15 protein-coding genes and 1 pseudogene are annotated in these 18,854 nt (G+C 62.3%); 11 read left to right on the top strand and 5 right to left on the bottom strand.

The window, feature by feature from the left end; genetic code table 11:
• The first annotated feature begins 238 nt into the window (after nt 1–238).
• The 4 genes from xdhA (at nt 239) to RCH06_RS13030 (ending at nt 5,630) form a co-directional block, all read left to right on the top strand.
• Nucleotides 239–1,729, top strand: a complete 1,491-nt coding sequence (gene xdhA / locus RCH06_RS13045) for a xanthine dehydrogenase small subunit (RefSeq protein WP_327081896.1) — start codon at nt 239–241, stop codon at nt 1,727–1,729.
• Nucleotides 1,726–4,191, top strand: a complete 2,466-nt coding sequence (gene xdhB / locus RCH06_RS13040) for a xanthine dehydrogenase molybdopterin binding subunit (protein ID WP_327081895.1) — start codon at nt 1,726–1,728, stop codon at nt 4,189–4,191. The genes xdhA and xdhB overlap by 4 nt, the downstream gene beginning before the upstream one ends.
• On the top strand, nt 4,167–4,802 hold the full coding sequence (locus tag RCH06_RS13035) for a class I SAM-dependent methyltransferase (protein ID WP_327081894.1): 636 nt from the start codon (nt 4,167–4,169) through the stop codon (nt 4,800–4,802). Before xdhB ends, RCH06_RS13035 begins: the two co-directional genes overlap by 25 nt.
• A gap of 114 nt (nt 4,803–4,916) precedes the next feature.
• A complete protein-coding gene (locus RCH06_RS13030; RefSeq protein ID WP_327081893.1) occupies nt 4,917–5,630 on the top strand; it encodes a glutathione S-transferase N-terminal domain-containing protein in 714 nt (237 codons plus the stop codon).
• A gap of 50 nt (nt 5,631–5,680) precedes the next feature.
• On the opposite strand, the gene RCH06_RS13025 is transcribed toward RCH06_RS13030, so the two are convergent.
• The 5 genes and pseudogenes from RCH06_RS13025 to RCH06_RS13005 form a co-directional block, all read right to left on the bottom strand.
• Entirely contained in the window at nt 5,681–7,000 is a 1,320-nt protein-coding gene (locus RCH06_RS13025) for a serine hydrolase domain-containing protein (protein ID WP_327081892.1), read from the bottom strand.
• Nucleotides 7,001–7,129: 129 nt separating this feature from the next.
• Nucleotides 7,130–7,897, bottom strand: a complete 768-nt coding sequence (gene hdhA, locus RCH06_RS13020; RefSeq protein ID WP_327081891.1) for a 7-alpha-hydroxysteroid dehydrogenase — start codon at nt 7,895–7,897, stop codon at nt 7,130–7,132.
• 79 nt (nt 7,898–7,976) lie between these two features.
• Nucleotides 7,977–8,554: pseudogene (locus RCH06_RS13015) on the bottom strand (HdeD family acid-resistance protein).
• A 2-nt stretch (nt 8,555–8,556) separates the two neighbouring features.
• Nucleotides 8,557–9,069 carry a hypothetical protein gene (locus tag RCH06_RS13010; protein ID WP_327081890.1) on the bottom strand — a complete coding sequence of 171 codons (513 nt, stop codon included), beginning with the start codon at nt 9,067–9,069 and terminating at the stop codon, nt 8,557–8,559.
• A gap of 99 nt (nt 9,070–9,168) precedes the next feature.
• Nucleotides 9,169–10,479, bottom strand: coding sequence for an NAD(P)/FAD-dependent oxidoreductase (locus tag RCH06_RS13005; RefSeq protein WP_327081889.1), 1,311 nt, complete (start codon nt 10,477–10,479; stop codon nt 9,169–9,171).
• A gap of 173 nt (nt 10,480–10,652) precedes the next feature.
• On the opposite strand from RCH06_RS13005, the gene RCH06_RS13000 reads away from it, so the two are divergent.
• From RCH06_RS13000 to RCH06_RS12970, 7 genes are all read left to right on the top strand, one after another.
• A complete protein-coding gene (locus tag RCH06_RS13000) occupies nt 10,653–11,234 on the top strand; it encodes a TetR/AcrR family transcriptional regulator (protein ID WP_327081888.1) in 582 nt (193 codons plus the stop codon).
• Nucleotides 11,231–12,880: an MFS transporter gene (locus RCH06_RS12995; RefSeq protein WP_327081887.1), complete on the top strand. Its 1,650-nt coding sequence runs from the start codon at nt 11,231–11,233 to the stop codon at nt 12,878–12,880. The genes RCH06_RS13000 and RCH06_RS12995 overlap by 4 nt, the downstream gene beginning before the upstream one ends.
• 64 nt (nt 12,881–12,944) lie before the next feature.
• Nucleotides 12,945–14,192, top strand: a complete 1,248-nt coding sequence (locus RCH06_RS12990; protein ID WP_327081886.1) for an HlyD family secretion protein — start codon at nt 12,945–12,947, stop codon at nt 14,190–14,192.
• Nucleotides 14,189–15,613 (top strand): efflux transporter outer membrane subunit, encoded by a 1,425-nt coding sequence (locus tag RCH06_RS12985; RefSeq protein WP_327081885.1) that lies wholly within the window; start codon nt 14,189–14,191, stop codon nt 15,611–15,613. Before RCH06_RS12990 ends, RCH06_RS12985 begins: the two co-directional genes overlap by 4 nt.
• 383 nt (nt 15,614–15,996) lie before the next feature.
• Complete coding sequence (locus tag RCH06_RS12980; RefSeq protein WP_327081884.1) at nt 15,997–16,395, top strand: group III truncated hemoglobin; 399 nt, start codon at nt 15,997–15,999, stop codon at nt 16,393–16,395.
• Nucleotides 16,396–16,605: 210 nt separating this feature from the next.
• On the top strand, nt 16,606–18,258 hold the full coding sequence (locus tag RCH06_RS12975) for a cbb3-type cytochrome c oxidase subunit I (RefSeq protein ID WP_327081883.1): 1,653 nt from the start codon (nt 16,606–16,608) through the stop codon (nt 18,256–18,258).
• Nucleotides 18,248–18,850, top strand: a complete 603-nt coding sequence (locus RCH06_RS12970; RefSeq protein WP_327081882.1) for a cbb3-type cytochrome c oxidase subunit II — start codon at nt 18,248–18,250, stop codon at nt 18,848–18,850. Before RCH06_RS12975 ends, RCH06_RS12970 begins: the two co-directional genes overlap by 11 nt.
• Nucleotides 18,851–18,854 lie beyond the last annotated feature (4 nt).

Here is an 18,854-nt window from a genome sequence, read left to right as displayed (position 1 = left end):
GCGCAGGCAGCTATGTTTTTCAGAGCATATCAGCCGCCGGAAATTTCTCGAGCCTGCGCGGCATTATGGTGGCTTGGCATTCATCGCCCAAGCCGGTCAGCCCGCACTGCAGCCAGCGTGATGCCATCCCGAACAGTGACGAATTTCAGCGCGCCGCATGGCCGATACCTGTCCATCCAGCCGGGTAATATGAACCCGCACAGGCAGCGCACGGCCCCTTTGATTTAACCTGATTCTCATGAACCTCACGCCCTCACCCGTTCAGCATTCTGTCAAAACCATCCGCTTTGTCCGAAGGGGCGAAGTGGTCAATCTCGGCAATGTACCACCCGATCGCACGCTGCTGGACTTGCTGCGCGAAGACCTGGGGCTGACGGGCACCAAAGAGGGTTGCGGCGAAGGCGACTGCGGCGCTTGCACCGTCGTGCTGGGCCAGGTTGAAGACGGCGCGCTGCGCTTTCGCGCCATCAACAGCTGCATCCGACTGGCGCATTCGATTGACGGCATGGCGCTGTGGACGGTGGAAGATCTGGCCGCGCCCGACGGCCGCCTGCACCCGGCGCAAGAAGCCATGCTGCAGTGCCACGCATCGCAATGCGGCTTTTGCACGCCGGGCTTTGTGATGAGCCTGTTTGGGATGTACGAAAACCATGCCCGCCAAGGCGAGCGCATCACGCGGGCGCTTGCGCAAGAAGAACTTTCGGGCAACCTGTGCCGCTGCACCGGCTACCGGCCCATTCTGGACGCCGCGCAGCACATGACGAGTCTGCCGCCCGCCTTTGTCGATACCACCGATTTGCTATCAAAACTAGAGCTGATTGCGCACGCCAGCCGTGCGCCAGAGGCCGATTTAGCTTATAAACTGCCAAAAACGCTGGCCGAATTGCTTAAACTTCGCTCTGCGCAACCGAAAGCGCAACTGGTGGCCGGCTGCACCGATGTCGGGCTGTGGGTCACCAAGCAGCACCGGCAGTTTGAGCAAATCATTGACCTGACACAGGTGGCCGAATTGCGCCAGATGGAGGATCAGGCGCAGCACCTGCTGATTGGCGCAGCCGTCACGCTGGCCGATGCGTTTGCCGCCCTGGTGCAGCGCTGGCCGCAGCTGCACAACTTTGCCAGCCGTTTTGCCGGCCTGCCGGTGCGCAACTCGGGCACGCTCGGCGGCAACGTCGCCAACGGCTCGCCGATTGGCGACTCCATGCCGCTGCTGATTGCGCTCGGTGCGTCTGTCGTGCTGATGAGCGCGCGCGGCCAACGTGCGTTGCCGCTGGAAAAGCTCTACACCGGTTACCGGCAAAACGTGATGGCGGCAGATGAGGTGCTGGCCTTCATCAAGGTGCCCCAACCTGAAGCCGGCGAAACGCTGAAGGTGTACAAAATCTCCAAGCGCTACGACGACGATATTTCCGCTGTCTGCCTGGCGATCAAGCTGCTCATCGAAGGCGGCGTCGTGCAGCAGGCGTCGATTGGCGCGGGTGGCGTGGCGGCAACACCGGCTAGAGCCGTGCAGACCGAAGCGGCGCTCACCGGCCAGCCGTGGACGCTGGACACCGTGCAGCACGCCATCGCCGTGCTGCGCGCCGAATTTACGCCGCTGTCGGACATGCGGGCCTCCAGCGCTTACCGCACCGAAGTGCTGGGCAATCTGTTGCAACGCTACTGGCTTGAAAGCCAGGGCATGCAGCAAATCAACCTGGAATCGTTCGTTCTGGAAGCAAAGGCATGAGCATGGACAAGGACATTTCCCCCAGCCGCGATGAAGTCGCCGACCCCGCCGTCATCGCGGCCAACGCGCATGCTGCCGACCAGCCCGACGCGCAACCGGCTACGGTTAGCCCGCCGCCGGTGCCGCAGGCGGCAGGCAGCTCGCGCTTTCATGAAAGCGCGCGCGCCCAGGTTCAGGGCACGGCCACGTACATCGACGACATGCCCGAGCTCAAGGGAACGCTGCACGCCGCGCCTATCTTGTCCACGGTCGCGCATGGCCAGCTGCTGGGTGTCGATACGGCGGCTGCGATGGCCCTGCCCGGCGTGCGCGGCGTGATCCTGTCGCAAGACATTCCCGGCGACCGCTTGCTGGGCAATTTTTCGCACGACGAACCGGTGTTTGCGCAGGACACCGTGCAGCACATCGGTCAGGTGATTGGCGTGGTGGTGGCCGATACGGTGATGCAGGCACGGCGCGCAGCGCGGCAGGTGCAGTGCCACATCGAGCCGCTGCCCGCCGTGCTGAATGTGCGTGACGCGCTGGCGGCGCAAAGCTATGTGTTGCCGCCCGTGTTCGTCCAGCGCGGCGATGCGGACGCCGCGCTGAAATCGGCACAGCACACGCTGCATGGCACGCTCGAAGTCGGCGGCCAGGAGCATTTCTACCTCGAAGGCCAGATTGCTTACGTGCTGCCGCAAGAGCAAAACCAGTGGTTGGTCTATTCGAGCACGCAACACCCCGGCGAAGTGCAGCACTGGGTCGCGCATGCACTGGGCACCGACCAGCATGCGGTGCGCGTTGAATGCCGGCGCATGGGCGGCGGCTTTGGCGGCAAGGAAACGCAGGCCGGTCATCTGGCGGTCTGGGCTGCCGTGGCGGCGCGCAAACTGGGCAAACCCGTCAAGCTGCGCCTAGACCGCGACGACGATTTTCTGGTCACCGGCAAGCGCCATCCGTTTGCCTACGACTACACCGTCGGCTTCGACGACACGGGCCGCATCACCGGCCTGAAGCTCACGATGGCCGTCAACTGCGGCTTCAGCGCCGACCTGTCCGGCCCGGTGGCCGACCGCGCCGTGTTTCATGTTGACAACGCCTACTTTTTGCAGGACGTGGCCATCGCGTCTTACCGCTGCAAGACCCATACCCAAAGCAACACGGCGTTTCGCGGCTTCGGCGGGCCGCAGGGAATGATCGTGACCGAAGCCATCATGGGCGACATCGCGCGCCAGCTGGGCCTGGACGCGCTGGATGTGCGCCGGCGCAACCTCTACGGCATCACGGAGCGCAATGTCACGCACTACCAGATGACGGTCGAAGACAACATCCTCGAACCCTTGCTATTAAAACTGGAGCAAACTTCGGGATACCGCTTGCGCAAGCAGGCGATTTCGGCATGGAACGCCGCCAGCCCCGTGATTCAGCGCGGCATCGCCCTCACGCCGGTCAAATTCGGCATTTCCTTCACGGCGACACTGTTCAATCAGGCCGGCGCGCTGGTGCACGTCTACACCGACGGCTCGTGCCAGGTCAACCACGGCGGCACCGAAATGGGCCAGGGTTTGAACACCAAGGTGGCGCAGATCGTGGCCGACGAACTCGGCATTGCCTTCGAGCACGTGCTAGCCACGGCCAGCGACACCAGCAAGATTCCGAACGCCTCGGCCACGGCGGCTTCAGCCGGCACCGACCTGAACGCCAGAGCCGCCCAGTACGCGGCCCGTAATGTGCGCGACAACCTGGCACAGTTTGTCGCCGGGCTGGACAACTGCGGCGCGGGCGCGGTGCGTTTCCAGGGCGGCGAAGTGACAACGCCGGCCAATCGCCGCCCGTTCACCGAAGTGGTCAAACTGGCCTATGCCAACCGCATCCAGCTCTGGAGCGACGGGTTTTACCGAACGCCCAAAATCCACTACGACAAGACCACGCTCACGGGCCGTCCGTTTTTCTACTTTGCCTATGGCGCGGCCTGCACCGAAGTAGCCATCGACACGTTGACCGGCGAGAGCCGGGTGCTGAAGGTGGACATCCTGCACGACGTGGGCAACCCCATCAACCCGGCGATTGACATCGGCCAGATCGAAGGCGGTTTCGTGCAAGGCATGGGCTGGCTGACCACCGAGCAACTGGTCTGGAACGAAAAAGGCCAGCTCAGCACCCACGCCCCCAGCACCTACAAGATTCCAACCACCGGCGACATTCCCGCGCATTTCAAAATCGACTTGTGGCTAGAGCCCAACCGCGAAGACAACATCTTCGGCAGCAAAGCCGTCGGCGAACCGCCGCTGATGCTGGCGATCAGCGTGTTCGAGGCGATGCGGGATGCGGTGGCGGCAGCGCGGCCGTGTAGGCGGGTGCAGCTGGATGCGCCCGCGACTGCGGAGAATGTGCTGCGGGCGCTTGGAAAGTTGGCAAGCGTCTCGCAGCAGCCGCCCCCAAAAAAATCTGACCCGAGATGCGCCAAACTCCCGACGCCCTGACCCAGATTGCCGCCCAAACGCTGGCGCATTATGAACAAAATGCCGAAGCGTATTGGCAGGGCACGCGCGGTCATGATGTGCGCCAGAACATTGCCGCACTGCTCAACGCCATTGAGGTTGCGCCCCCGTTTGAACTGCTCGACTTCGGCTGCGGCCCCGGACGCGACCTGAAGACATTCGTGGAACTCGGTCACCACGCAACCGGCCTGGAAGGTGCCGCGCAACCGGCCGCCATGGCGCGGGCTTACAGCGGCTGCGAGGTGCTGCAACAGAACTTCCTGGAACTCGATTTGCCTGAAGCGCGTTTCGACGGCGTCTTCGCCAACGCGGTGCTGTTCCACGTTCCCAGCGACGCTTTGCCACGCGTTCTCGGGCAATTGCATGCGAGCCTCAAACCCGGCGGCACGCTGTTCAGTTCCAACCCGAGAGGCGAAGGACAGGAAGGCTGGAACGGCGAGCGCTACGGTGCTTTTCATGACTGGCCGACCTGGCAGCGCTACATGACATCTGCCGGATTCGTCGAACTGGCGCACTACTACCGCCCGGCCGGGCTGCCCCTGGCGCAGCAGCCCTGGCTGGCCAGCGTGTGGCGCAAACCCAAATCGCCTTGATTCCCTGACACCGACCCCAGCAATCAAGCCGGGCTACATTGAAGGCCCTGTTACCTCAACCGCGACATGCAGGCAACCTGCCTTGCAGCGGCTTGTCCCTTTTAAAGGAGTTTCATGACGATCACTTCCGCCCTGTCCGACTTTCCCATCACCCAAAAATGGCCCGCCCGGCACCCTGACCGGCTGCAGCTGTATTCGCTGCCCACGCCCAATGGCGTGAAGGCGTCGATCATGCTGGAAGAAACCGGCCTGCCGTATGAAGTTCATCTGGTCAATTTCCAGACCAACGACCAGACTTCGCCTGAATTTCTGTCGCTCAATCCGAACAACAAAATCCCCGCCATCCTTGACCCGAACGGGCCGGACGGCAAGCCGCTGGCGCTGTTTGAGTCGGGCGCGATCCTGATTTATCTGGCCGAAAAGACCGGGCAATTTATGCCGCAGGGCGCCGCCGGGCGTTACGAAACCCTGCAGTGGCTGATGTTCCAGATGGGCGGGATTGGCCCGATGTTTGGGCAGCTCGGATTTTTCAACAAGTTTGCCGGCAAGGACTACGAAGACAAGCGCCCGCGCGACCGCTATGTCGCCGAATCAAAACGCCTGCTCGGCGTGCTGAACCAACGGCTCGAAAACCGCAACTGGATCATGGGCGACGCCTACACCATCGCCGACATCGCCACGTTTCCGTGGATACGCAACCTGATCGGCTTCTACGAGGCGGGTGAGCTGGTGGGGATGGAAGACTTTCCGCATGTCACGCGGGTGCTGGAGGCGTTTGTGGCGCGGCCTGCTGTGACCAGAGGGTTGGAGATACCGAAACGCCCTTGATCGCGGCGAGCGGACGTGCGGCTTGATGGCCAGCACGCCCGTTCAGCGCACTATCGGCGGCGGTCGTTCGCCATCAGGTGGTCAGCCACCGCCCGGTAGGCCGGCAGCGAGGTCGGGTCGCTGGCGGCGTTGGCGGCCACGGGGTTGGAGGCAAAACGCACAATCACCATGTCGGCTTTCGGATCAATCCAGATCGTCTGGCCATACACGCCGCGCGCGGCATACGCGCCGTGGTCATCATTGCTGATCCACCACATCGAGCCGTAGCTCCAGCCTGGCAAGAGTTTGTAGCCCGCTTTGGCAAACGTCTCGGGCTTTCCGCCTTTGCGAATGTTGGCAATGGCTGCGCGCGGCACGATTTGCTGACCGCCCGACATGCCGTTGTTCAGCATCAGTTGACCCAGCCTGGCCGTATCGCGCAGCGTGGCGTTGAAGCCGCCGCCGGCAAAAGGCGTGCCGATGGAATCGACCGTGTAGAAAGCCTCTCGCTCGGTGCCGATGCGGCTCCAGATGCGCTCGGACAGCTGCTGCGCCACCGATTTTCCGGTGGTGCGGGCAATCAGCCAACCCAGCGTGTCGGCGTTCACCGTCTTGTAGCCAAACGCTTCGCCGTGCGTGCCTTTTTTCTTGACTGTCTGCAAAAACTCGAAATAGCTGCGCGGGCCGGTGTAGCCTGCGGGTTTGGGCAGCGGGCTGCCGGCCTCGGCATAAACCCAGACCTCGGCTTTGGGGTTAGCGTAGTCTTCGGAATAGTCGAGCGCCGTGGTCATGTCCATGACCTGGCGCACGGTGGCGTCGCCAAACGCACTGTCTTTCAATTCCGGGATGAGGCTGCCGACCTGCGCTTTTTCGTCCAGCTTGCCTTCGGCGACCAGCACCTCGCCCAGCAAACCGGTCAACGACTTGGTGACCGACATGGCGCCGTGCAGCGTGTCGGGGCCGAGGCAACCCGCGTAACGCTCATACACCACGCGGCCGTGGTGCAGCACGATCACGCCGTCGGTGTAATTGACATCAAACGCGTCATTCCAGCTCATTTTCTTGTCAGAACCCAGCGGCGTAAAGCTGACTTGGTCAAGCGAGGCATTGAGCGCGGCGGGCAATTTGCTCGCGCCCTTGGTACCGTTGTTCACACCGACGCTCGGCATCAACTCGCGAAAGTTGCAGACCGTCCAGCGCAGCTTGGGAAAGACAAAATAATCCGGGTCGGTGAAGCGGATGGTCTTGCTGGCCGGCGGCGGAAAGCCCTGCATCCAGCCCATGCCTTGGGGGTTGGATGCCTGGGCGGACAGCGGTGCGGGTGCCTGGGCCATGGCAGCAGTTCCTGCAGTGAGTACGACGGCCAATGCCGGTGCGAACAGTTTTTTCATCGTTTTTTCCTTGGGTTTGGGTCGATTGCCGCCGCGTTCAGGCAGCGTCTTGCTGATTTTTGGGCTGGTGCTGCGCAGCATTCCCGGCGCTTGGCTGGCCAGGAAACGCATTGATAGCAACGTGGGGTTTCAGTCGAGTTCTTGCACACCTCCGCCCGACACCGTGAGGATCTGCCCGCTGACCCAGCTGGCGGCGGGTGAACACAAGAACAGCGCCGCATTGGCCATGTCCTGCGCCTCACCCAGACGGTGGATAGGCGTGTGCATCAGCATGGTTTTCAAAACATCGTCGTTCAGCACCGATTCAAGCGCGTCAGTGCGCGTCGCGCCGGGGGCAATGCCATTGACACGGATGCCCTTGGGGCCGAGGTCAAACGCAATATTGCGAATCAGGTGGTTGGTGGCGGCCTTTGACGCCCCATAGGCCGCCATGCGCTTGTTTTTGTTGTCGCCGGCCATGGAGGTGATGGCCAGCATCGCACCGCCGCCGGCTTTCTCCATTTCGGGCGCAGCCAGTTGCGCCAGCTGGAATAACGAGAACACGTTCAGATCAAACGCGCGCCGAAAGTCCGCCATCGGCATGTCAAAAGGTTTGGGGCCGCCGCCGCCCGCGTTGCTGACAAGGAGGGTCAGCTTGCCGAACTGTTGCACCGTCTGCGCAATCAGCTGCGCCAGATCTTCTTCACGGGTCACGTCGCAGGCTAGGGCTGCAGCCTTTCCGCCCTTGGCTGTGATGCCGTCGGCAACCGCCGTCGCGGTGGCGGCGTCACGGTCACTGACCACGACGGCCGCGCCTGCAGCGGCAAAGGTTTCGGCAATGGCGCGGCCAATGCCGGCGCCTGCACCGGTGATGACGGCCACCTGATTGTCGAGTTTGAAGTGGGCTGGGTTGTACATAGTTAGGTTCCTTTCAAGGGAGTTCATACTGGAGAAAAAAAAGGTGGCACCTTAGCGACGGTGCCCATACCGATCGGGGTCATTGGCTGAAGTGGCTGCTGCGCAGCTTGAAGGCCATAGCAATCAATATCACGCCGAAAACAATCGCAAACCAGCCGATCAGCCATACCAACGCAATGGCACCGGCCCCCGGCCACCCCACCACGGCCAGACCGAAAATGACGGACAACAGGCCCGACAGCGCGTGCAGCCCCATTCACCATGAACATGCTTGCGCAAACGAACGGCCGCAACGATCTGCAGCAAGCCGATGGCAATGGCCCAGCCGCCAATGATGAGGATCAGCGTGATCGCCGTCAAACCAGGCCAGAAAAACGTGGCAATGCCCGCCCCGATACCCAGCAGACCGACGACGATCAGCGCCCACATCGGCTTGCCGTTGTCACCCATGCGCAGTCCGGCGGCAAGTGCCAGCACGCCGTCCAGCAGCACATAGGCACCCCAAACAATGACCAGCAAGGTCAGCGTGACGCCTGGCAGCGCCAGCGCCAGCACCCCGAAAATCAGCGCTGACAATCCACGCAGCGCGATCCAGCCCCATTCTTCACGCAATCGCGCCAAAGGCTGTTGTGCAAAATCTTCAGTATTGAATTTCATCGTCAACTCCTGGTGGCTAAAAAAATACCGGCTTCATCGAACCGGATGCTCGGGCGTAAAAGGCTTGCGTGAAGGGTCATGTAATTCACCAGTCCGCCCACAATGCCTGCGATAACACCCAGGATAATTACGGCCGCTCCAAGCGAGACCTCGACGGTACCCATCAGTCTTTGCCATGTCACGGCACCCGCGACGATCAAGCCGAAGCCGAACACGCCGTGTTTGATCGTGAGCCACAGCACCCCCGGCAGAAAGCGCCGCCTCGGGGCCTTCAGGGTCAGGTACGCAACCACGGTCAGAATCATTGCAAGGCTGACGGCCAACGGAACCGCTGTGGCCAACACCGTCTGCTCGTCGTTCGTGATGCCGTCCACCGACAGCGGAATCGAGGCACGGCCCTTGAGCAAATACCACTGGATGGCGCCGTTGATGAGTCCATTGGTGACACCGCTGATAACAGCACCTCCAAGAATTTTCGAGTCCGAAATGACAAGGGGCGTATCCGTTTTTTTCATAGTTATATCTTTCGTGAAGTCATCGATGGATGACTGCTTTTGGCTTTCGGTTAGGCGGTTATGCAGACTGAGGAGTCAAAAAAATCGAGTGAAAACAGCTCAATCGAGCCGGATGCTTGGACGCACACGGCGGTTGAGCCGGTCGACCAACCAGACCAGAGCGCCTTTCCAAAAGCCATGAATGCGTGACTGGTGTCCGCGGTATAAAAAAGCGTGGCTCAGTTGTGCCAGCCGGCCCTTGATCGAGATGCCGTGAAACATGCCGAACTGGCCTAACGATCCGTAGGCGTCGTACTGCGCCAGTGACACCAGCGCGCCAAAGTCGTGGTACGCAAAAGCGGGCATCGGCTTGCCATTAAGCCAATCGGGCAGGTGATTGACCAGATGGTGGGCATGCTGGTGCGCCACCTGGGCCGTCGGCGGCAAGGCGCGCTCCATGCCAGGCAGCGTCAAGCTGGCACAGTCGCCCACGGCAAAAATCGAGGCGTCGCGGGTCGTCTGCAAAGAGGTTCCCACCACTAGCTGATTGCTGCGGTTGCTCTCCAGGCCACCCAATTCATGCAGAAATTCGGCCGCTTTCACACCGGCGGCCCACACTTTCAGCATGGCGGGCACCAGTTCTCCATTCTTGAGGCGAAATCCCCCTTCTTCGGCGGCGCTCACCTGGGCACCGGTTTTGACGACCACGCCCAATTGTTCAAGGCGCAGTCGCGCAGCGCCGGAAATGTCCTCGGGGAAAGCTGCCAGTAAACGCTCGCCGCTCTCGATCAGCGTGATCTTGATGCGCGACGACATGCCTGCTGCGCCATAGACGTCCGCTGCCTCGGCCAGTTGCACCAGCTCGGCCGCCAGTTCAACGCCGGTCGCGCCGCCGCCCACGATGCTGATCGATAGATCGGACGAGTCGGCAGCGCTTTGCAAAATGCGAATGCGCATCTCGCGGTTGAAATGGTCGGCCTGGATCCGCGAGTCAATGGTGTAGCAGCGTTCTTTGACGCCTGGCGTTCCAAAGTCGTTGGCCCGGCTGCCAACGGCCATGATCAGTACGTCATAGGGAATGCGGCGGGGTGCCAGCAGCACCCGGCCGTCCGGATGCGTTAAAGCGGCCACCTCGATTTCCTTGCGTTGGCGGTCAAGTCCGCACATGGCACCGGGCTGGTAAATAAACCCGGCCAAATGCGCTTGCGCCGCGTAAGCCACCTGTTGCTGATAGACATCGCGCGTGCCCGCTGCAATGGTGTGCAGCATGGGCTTCCAGATATGCGCAGAGTCGGCATCCAGCAAGGTAACGGCCAAGCGTTTTCCCTGACGGGCGCGATCGTTTCGTCGTCCCAAACCCGATGCGATTTCAATGCCGGCCACACCACCACCGACGACCACGATCCGGGAAACGTTGTTTGTTTGATTCATGCATGAGCTCCTGATAAAACTTCTGCGAGCGACCGCTCAGTGCGTCTTCGCCTTGCAAAGACCTGCCCGCTTGTCGCACCAAAGTGCGCAGCATCAGGCCGCTTTATTTTATACGCACACAATTGTACGATTGCAAGTGGACGATTATGTCCGTTTAATATAAAATGGCAAGCATGCAAAAAATTCAGAAACGCTCAGACGCCCAAATTCACCGCACCTTGCTGCTCGACGCAGCTGACAAGGTGTTCTCCGAGCACGGCGTTCATGCTGCGCTTGAACTGGTCACAGCACAAGCTGGCGTGAGCCGGGCTACGCTATACCGCAACTTTCCCGACCGGGATGCCTTGATGGGCGCCTTGCTGGAACGTACTTTTGAAAAGCTCGAAGCGCAAGCTGAGCAGTTGCAAGAACGGGACGATGCGCTGTTTTGCATGCTCGAGCACATGGCCAGCCTGGTGGCAGACTGCGCACCGGTGTCAGACCACTGGCGCACCGCCGACCGCGACAGCCCCGTGCTGGCAGGCGCCCAGCGGCGCTTGACGCGCCTGGTCAAGCCCTTGCTGGAACAGGCCGTTGCGTCGGGCACCTGCCGCCCCGACCTCACAGCCAAAGACGTGATCCTGGTCTCCAGCATGCTCGGCTCGGGCCTGCGTGGCCGCACCCGGGCGCAGCGCCGCAGCCTGTCCAGGCGTGCATTGCACCTGCTGCTGGAAGGCTTGCGTGCCGCCCCGGCGCGTGGGAACATAACGCCATGAATCAACCCAAAATCATCGGCCCGGTGCCCGATTGGGAAGAGCACGAAAAACCCAGCATGCCCGGCTCGCCCGCTTCGCTGGACCATTCATTTCCGATGCGCATCGCCTACGCCTGCGTTGCCGTGCTGATTGGACTGACGGGCGGCCTGGGTGCTGGCTTGCTGGCGGCCAACCTGCCGGCCATTGCCGGCCAGCTCGGGCTGACCTCGGTGGAAGCCACCTGGCTGCCAGCCATCTATGTGATGGTGAGCGTCACCGCCAACCTGCTGGTGTACAAGTTTCGCCAGCAATACGGCATCCGGCTTTTCGCGGAACTGGGCTTGGGGCTGTATGCAGCGGTCACCTTGCTGCACCTGTTTGTGGAAGGCTTCGAGATGGCCCTGGTGGTGCGCGGCGTCAGCGGTTTTGTCAGCGCGGCCACCAGCACCCTGGCAGTGCTCTACATGCTGCAGGCCTTTCCCAAAGCCAAACTGGGCGCGGGCCTGGTGGTGGGCCTGAGCATTGCGCAGTTTGCGACGCCTCTGGCCTGGGTGCTGTCACCGTCGCTGATGGACGCGGGCGACTGGCGCGCGCTGTATGTTTTTGAAGGCGGGATGGCGTTGTGTGCGCTGGCCGCCGTGGTCATCCTCAAGCTGCCGCTGGGCCTGCGCATCCAGGTGCTGGAGCGGCTGGATTTCCTGACATTTGCTCTGGTCGCGCCCGGCGTGGGCTTGCTTGCTGCGGTGTTGGCTCAAGGGCTCAATGGCTGGTGGACGGACAGCCCGTGGCTGGCCTGGGCGCTGATCGCTTCGCTGCTGCTGCTGACGGCGGCCGGTATTCTTGAATACCACCGCAAGACGCCCCTGCTGCAAGTTCGCTGGCTGCTCAACGTGTCCACGCTGCGCTTCATCATCGGTGCGCTCATGATGCGCTTTTTGCTGTCCGAGCAGACCTATGGCGCGGTGGGGCTGCTGCGCTCGCTCGGCATGGGGCCAGACCAGTTGCAGCCGCTCTACGCCGTGATGCTGATTGGCATGGTCTGCGGCATGGCGGTGAGTGCGCTGACCTTTGGCGACAAGACCGTCATTTTACAAATCCTGGTGTCGGTCGTGCTGATTGCCATTGGCGGCTGGCTGGACCACGACTCCAGCAGCCTGAGTCGGCCACACGACTTTTATCTGAGTCAGTTTTTGCTGTCTTTCGCATCCGCCATGTTCATGGGCCCGCTGCTCATGGTGGGCGTATCGCAGGCGCTCAAACACGGCGCAGACCACATGATCACCTTCATGGTGCTGTTTGCCATCACCCAGAGTCTGGGCGGCCTGCTCGGCCCGGCGCTGCTGGGCACGATGCAGGCGCAAAGAACCCAAACCTACGTGCAGTCGATCAGCGCGCATCTCAACGCCGGTGACCCGGCAGTCGTGCAGCGGCTCGGCATGCAGCAGGGCGCTCTGGCCGGCGTGCTGCCCGACAGCCGCCTGCGCGCCGCCCAGGGTGCTGCACAGCTGGGACAAATCGTGCGCCGGGAAGCCTCGGTGCGCGCCTTCAATGACGTTTTTGGCGTGATCAGCATGCTGGCGCTGGCCTTCCTGGCGTGGTCGCTTTACCGCGTGCGCCGTGCGGCAGTCGCCGCGCGTGCGGCTGCGCCTGCCCCCACCGCCTCCTGATCCTGCTGCAACCCCCTGCGCGCTACACGCACCACCGACGCCGCATCGATTTAAGAAAGCCTTTATGAACCAGAACACTTCACCACAAACGCCTGCGCCTACCGCCGCGCTCGGCCCCCAAGCGCTGGCAGATGGTGCCAATGTGCCGCAAGCGCAGCCTTCAACGCCGCCACCGCCGCCGGCCGCAGCGCCGCCTGTCCCCAAGACCGTCAAAACCTCGCCGACCGCCGTGATCGTCATGCTGTTTGTCGCCATCGCGGGCGTCTTGATGATTTTGTGGGGCTGGCACCTCGGGCCATTTGCCACCGCCGTGGTGCGCACCGACAACGCCTACGTGCGCGGTCAAATCACCGTACTGGCGCCGCAGGTCAATGGCTACGTCACCGAAGTGCTGGTGCATGACTTTGAACAGGTCAAGGCCGGACAGACGCTGGCGCGCATCGACGACCGTATCTACACCCAGAAGGTGAACGCTGCGCAGGCGCAACTCAACAGCGCGCGCGCGCAACTGGCCAACGCGGGCCAGACGCAGGCACAAAACCAGGCCAGCCTGGGTTCACGCAGCGCCAGCCTGATGGCAGCCAAGGCCGAGGCCCAGCGCGCGCAAGCCGATCTGCGGCGCGCCGACGACCTGGCCGCGAAGGGCTCGGTATCGCTGCGCGAACGCGACCAGGCACGCGCCACCGCCGAACTGGCCAGCGCCAATGTGAGCAAGGCTAGGGCCGACATCACCATCGCCGAGCAGACCATCAAGTCCACGACCGTCTCCCGCGCGGGGCTGGAAGCCCAGGTCGAGGCTGCCCAGGCGCAACTGGACCTGGCCCAGATTGACCTTGCCAATACGGTCGTGCGGGCACCCCGGGCTGGTCAGCTGAGCGAGGTCAGCGTGCGGCTGGGCCAGTACGTCACCGCCGGCTCGCAGTTGCTGTTTCTGGTGCCCGATTCGCTGTGGGTCGTCGCCAACTTCAAGGAAACGCAAACAGCGCACATGCAAGTGGGCCAGCCGGCAAAGTTCAAAGTAGACGCGCTTGACGGTGCCCAACTGTCGGGCCGCATCAGCGAAATCGCGCCCGCCACGGGCTCGGAGTTCAGCGTGCTGCGCGCGGACAACGCCACCGGCAACTTCACCAAGGTCGTGCAGCGCCTGCAAGTGCGCATCGCCATTGACCGCGACCAGCCTTTGGCCGCGCGCCTGCGGCCCGGTATGTCAGTGGTGGCGCAGGTCGATACGGCAGCGAATCAGCCTGCCGGGCAACCCGCTGCGACGGCTGCACCTGCTGCGGCATCGCCGTCCTCCGAGGTGGCACGATGAAATCCACCCTGAACCCTTACCCGAAGCACCGGGCAACCGCTGCCGTGGTGCTCGTCTGTGCGTTTGTGACAGGCTGCATGCCCGCATACCGACAGGCGCCTGCGCTGGCCAATATCACCACACCGCTCGCCTGGAGCGCGCCTGGCAATGTCGCCACCAGCACCAGCCAAGCACCAGACAATGCACCGTGGTGGCAAGCCTTTGGCGATGCCGCACTGAGCCGCCATGTCCAAGCAGCCCTTGCCTACAACACCGACCTGCTGGCCGCCGGCGCGCGGCTGGACGCAGCGCGCGCCCAGCTCGAACTGTCTCGCGCCGCGCTCGGCCCCACGCTGGGTGCCACGCTGGGCGTCCAGGCACAGCGGGCGCTGGGCGCCACGGGCGTCGCCACGACGCGCGTCGTGCAGCCGGGCTTGCAGGCATCCTGGGAGCCTGATCTGTGGGGGCGGTTGCATGCAACCGCCAGCGCCGCCGAGTTTCGGCTGCGCGCCTCGCAGGCTGACCGGGACGCCGTGGCCTTGTCGATCAGCAGCACCACTGCTCAAACCTACATCGGCTTGCTGGCGCTTGAGGCGCAACTGGCGCAAACGCGCGACACCGCCACGTCGCGCGCCGAGGCGCTGCGCATTGCGCAGGACAAGGCACGCGCAGGCTACACCTCGCAACTGCAAGCCGCGCAGGCCGAATCGGAATACCAGGGGGTGCTGCAAAGCCTGCCGCAGCTGCAAGCGGCCATTGCGCGCCAGTACAACGCGCTGCGACTGCTGACGGGCGCGCTGCCCGGCCAGCGCGACCCGGCAGACGCCGAAATTGCCCGGTTTGCGCAACTCAAACTGCCCGCAGTGCCGGTGGCACTGCCGTCCGAGCTGCTGCGACGCCGCCCTGACCTGGCCCAGGCTGAAAGCCTGCTGGCCGCTAGCGACGCCAGCTTGGAGGCGAGTCGCGCCGCCTTTTTGCCCCAGGTGTCGCTCAGCGCCACCCTGGGCGCGCTGTATATCAACGCGCTCAGCTACAACCCCGCCAGCGTCTGGAGCATTGGCGGCAGTGTGCTGGCCCCGCTATTTGACCAAGGCCGCTTGTCTGCCCAGTACGACACCGCCGCCGCCCAGCGCGACCAGGCCGCCTTTACTTACCGGGGAGCCACGCTGGCCGCCTTTGGCGAAGTGGAAAACGCCTTGGTCGGCGTCAGCCGCCTGCAGCAGCAAATGGACTACGCCACGCAGCGCCGCAACGTCCTGGCGCGCTCGCTCCAGTACGCCAAAGACCGCTACGACGCCGGCTATGCGCCTTACCTGGAGCAGCTCGATGCCCAGCGCAGCCTTTACCAGACAGAAATCGAGATCATCAACCTGCGCCAATCGCAGCTGCAGAACCAGCTCAGCCTGTACAAGGCGATGGGCGGTGGCTGGCGTTCTGAGTAGATGATCAAGCGCTGAATCTGTCACGCAAAACTATGCTTCAACCCTGCCTGGGTTGAACGCGTCTTTTTGTATCAACGTCGGCAGCGCCAAACAGCTACGCCCAACGCGCAATCCCCTGGGCTGGCAACCAAAAATACAAGTAATGAATCAATTTTTGCTACTTTATTAATAGCTGACAGCGAATACACAGCATGCACAATCGGCATTTTTCATGAAAATTTAGTCTTTTACGGTTCAAAACGCATGCACTTTCAGGAGAGTCACCTGACGCATCAAGATTTTTTAAGATGCCTATAAAATAAACCTTTGATTGCAAGATCCGCTATTTCGCTGATTCCTTGCTTGCATGCCGCTACGGCTGCCTTCACTGAAAAGGACTTTTCATGCCATCCGCCGAACTGTGCACCGAGGCTGAAATTGTTGAATTGGTCTATGGTTTTTATGACCGCGTGCGCCTGGACCCCGTGTTGGGGCCAATCTTTGAGAGCCATGTCCAAGACTGGGACGCGCACATGCCCAAGATGGTCGACTTCTGGTCATCGGCGCTGCGCGGCACGGGCCGATTTCGCGGCGCGCCCATGCCAAAGCATGCCGCCCTGCCCGGCCTGACGGTCGAGCTATTCCAGCGCTGGCTGATGCTGTTTGGCCAGACCACTGACGCGATGCCCAATGTCGCCTTGGGCGAACGCGCCAAAGACCTTGCCAAGCGCATCGCCCAGAGCCTGTGGTATGGCTACCAGATGAGCCAGGACGCCAGCCGCCTGCCCGTCGGGGCTGTATGACCGCAGTCACAAAACTGATCGGAGCCGTGCTCGCCGGCACATACGCTTCCTCCTTGAAAACCCGTGTTCCCCACGGTTTTAAAGCCCCCTTTTTCCCTTGCCACGTCAACCGGAGCGAAAACGCATGAAAGCACCTCTCCCCTCAATTTCCCGCCCACATAGCACGCGCCTGCGCGCCGCTGCGGCCTGCAGGCTGGCAGGAGACGCATGATGGACAGCGCCATACTGAGCCTGCTGGGCGCTTTTTTGCTGTCGATCATCGGGCTGTTTGTTTTCATCTGGTCTTCGCGCAAGGGCTTGCTGCTTGAGAACCCCAAGGCCGCGTCGGTCATCTTCGCGCGCGGTGAAATTGGCCGGGTGGACGACCCGGCACTGGCAAACGCCGCGCAGGATTCGATGCAGCGCGCTGCTGTCGAAAGCGGCGATCAGGTGCATGTGACCGATGCCGCCGAGTTGCAAGACCGCATCACGTCTGACCAGTCGAGTGCGTTTCCGGTCTTCATGTTCATTGCTTTTGCCTGCTTGTGGCTGCTGGTTGGCTCGGTCGCCGGGCTGACTTCTTCTATCAAGTTGCACCAGCCCGACTGGTTGACCGACCAGGCCTGGCTGACCTTTGGCCGCATCCGCACCGTCCACCTGACCGCCGTGCTCTACGGCTGGATCAGCAATGCGGCGCTGGGCATGATGCTGTGGCTGCTACCGCGTTTGCTGCGCACGCACCTGCACGGCGCCATCTGGGCAATGCTGGGCGGCGCGCTCATCAACATGGGCATTGCGGCGGCCATCGGTGCCATCTCGGCGGGCTGGACCGACGGCATGGAATACCTGGAAATTCCGTGGCAAATCGCTATCCTGATTTTTGCCGGCTTCGTGCTGGTGATTTTGCCGGTGCTGTTCACGCTGGTGAACCGCAAGGTCGAACACCTGTACGTCAGCGTCTGGTACATGGTGGCGGCGCTGCTTTGGATTTCACTGTTGTTCTTCGTTGGCAAACTCCCTGGCGTGCATACCGGCGTGCAGCAGGCCACGACCAACTGGTGGTACGGCCACAACGTGCTGGGCCTGTGGTTTACGCCGGTCAGCGTCGGGGCAATTTATTACTTTTTGCCCAAGATCATTGGCCGGCCCGTGCGCTCTTACAACCTGTCGATTCTGGGTTTCTGGACGCTGGCGTTTTTCTATGGCCAGGTAGGTGGGCATCACCTGATTGGCGGCCCGGTGCCGGGCTGGCTGACCACGCTGTCGATTGTTCAAAGCGTGATGATGGTGATTCCGGTGGTGGCCTTCAGCATCAACATGGGCGGCACGCTCAAGGGGCGCATGCACCTGGCGCGTTATTCGCCCACGCTGCGCTTCATGATGTTTGGCGGGCTGATGTACTTTGCTTCGTCCATCCAGGGCTCGCTGGAGGCGCTGCGCAGCGTCAACCAGGTCGCCCACTTCACCCATTTCACGGTGGCGCACGCCCATCTGGGCGCTTACGCTTTTGTCACGATGGTGCTGTTTGGCGCGATTTATTTCATGATGCCGCGCGTACTGAACTGGGAATGGCCTTATCCGAAACTCATCACGCTGCACTTCTGGCTGTCGTCGGTGGGCATCGCGATCTACTTCATCGGCCTGACCTATGGCGGCTGGCTGCAAGGCCTGGCCATGCTTGACGGGGCCAGGCCCTTTATGGATTCGGTCACGCTGACCATTCCTTACCTTAAATGGCGCAGCGTGGGCGGCAGCCTGATGGTGTTAGGCCATGTCGTTTTTGTCGGTCATTTCCTGGCGATGGCGCTGCGCTTTGGCCCGACACGCACCGGGGCCGCCCTTTTCTGGCAAAACAACCAACGGGAGCTGGCAAATGGACAGTGAAATCAAGCTGGTTTCGGGCGCCATGGTGGCGCTGGCAGTCGCTACCGCCGCGCTGGTGGTCATGCCTTACATGGAGGTGCGCGACATCAAGCCGCCCCCCGGACTCAAGCCCTACACCAGTGCCGAGTTGCGCGGGCGGGCAGTCTACATTGCCAACGGCTGCGTTTACTGCCACAGCCAGCAGCCGCGCGACCGCGCCTTCGGCCCCGACTTTGAGCGCGGCTGGGGGCGCGCCTCGGTGCCGGGCGACTATACCTACGACAAGCCGCACCTGCTGGGCAGCATGCGCACCGGGCCGGATCTGTTCAACATTGCCGCGCGCCAGCCCAGCAAGGACTGGCACCTGGGGCACCTCTACCAGCCACGCGCTTATACGCCCGGCTCCATCATGCCGTCGTACCCGTTCCTGTTTAATGTCAAGGACGCGAAAGAGGCCGAAAAAGAAGGCGAGCAGCCGCTGGCGCTTCCGCCCGCCTACGGCCCCAATGTGGGCCAGGTAGTGGTTCCTACGCCCGAGGCGCTGGACCTGGTGAAGTACCTGCTGTCGCTGAACCACACCTATCCGGTATTGCCGCCTGCGCCCAAACCCTGAGCCC

This window comes from Polaromonas sp. CG_9.5 (assembly GCF_035984465.1).
Lineage (GTDB): Bacteria > Pseudomonadota > Gammaproteobacteria > Burkholderiales > Burkholderiaceae_C > Polaromonas.
Note: the sequence above shows the minus strand (reverse complement) of the source record. Positions and strands in the feature narration are given on the sequence as shown.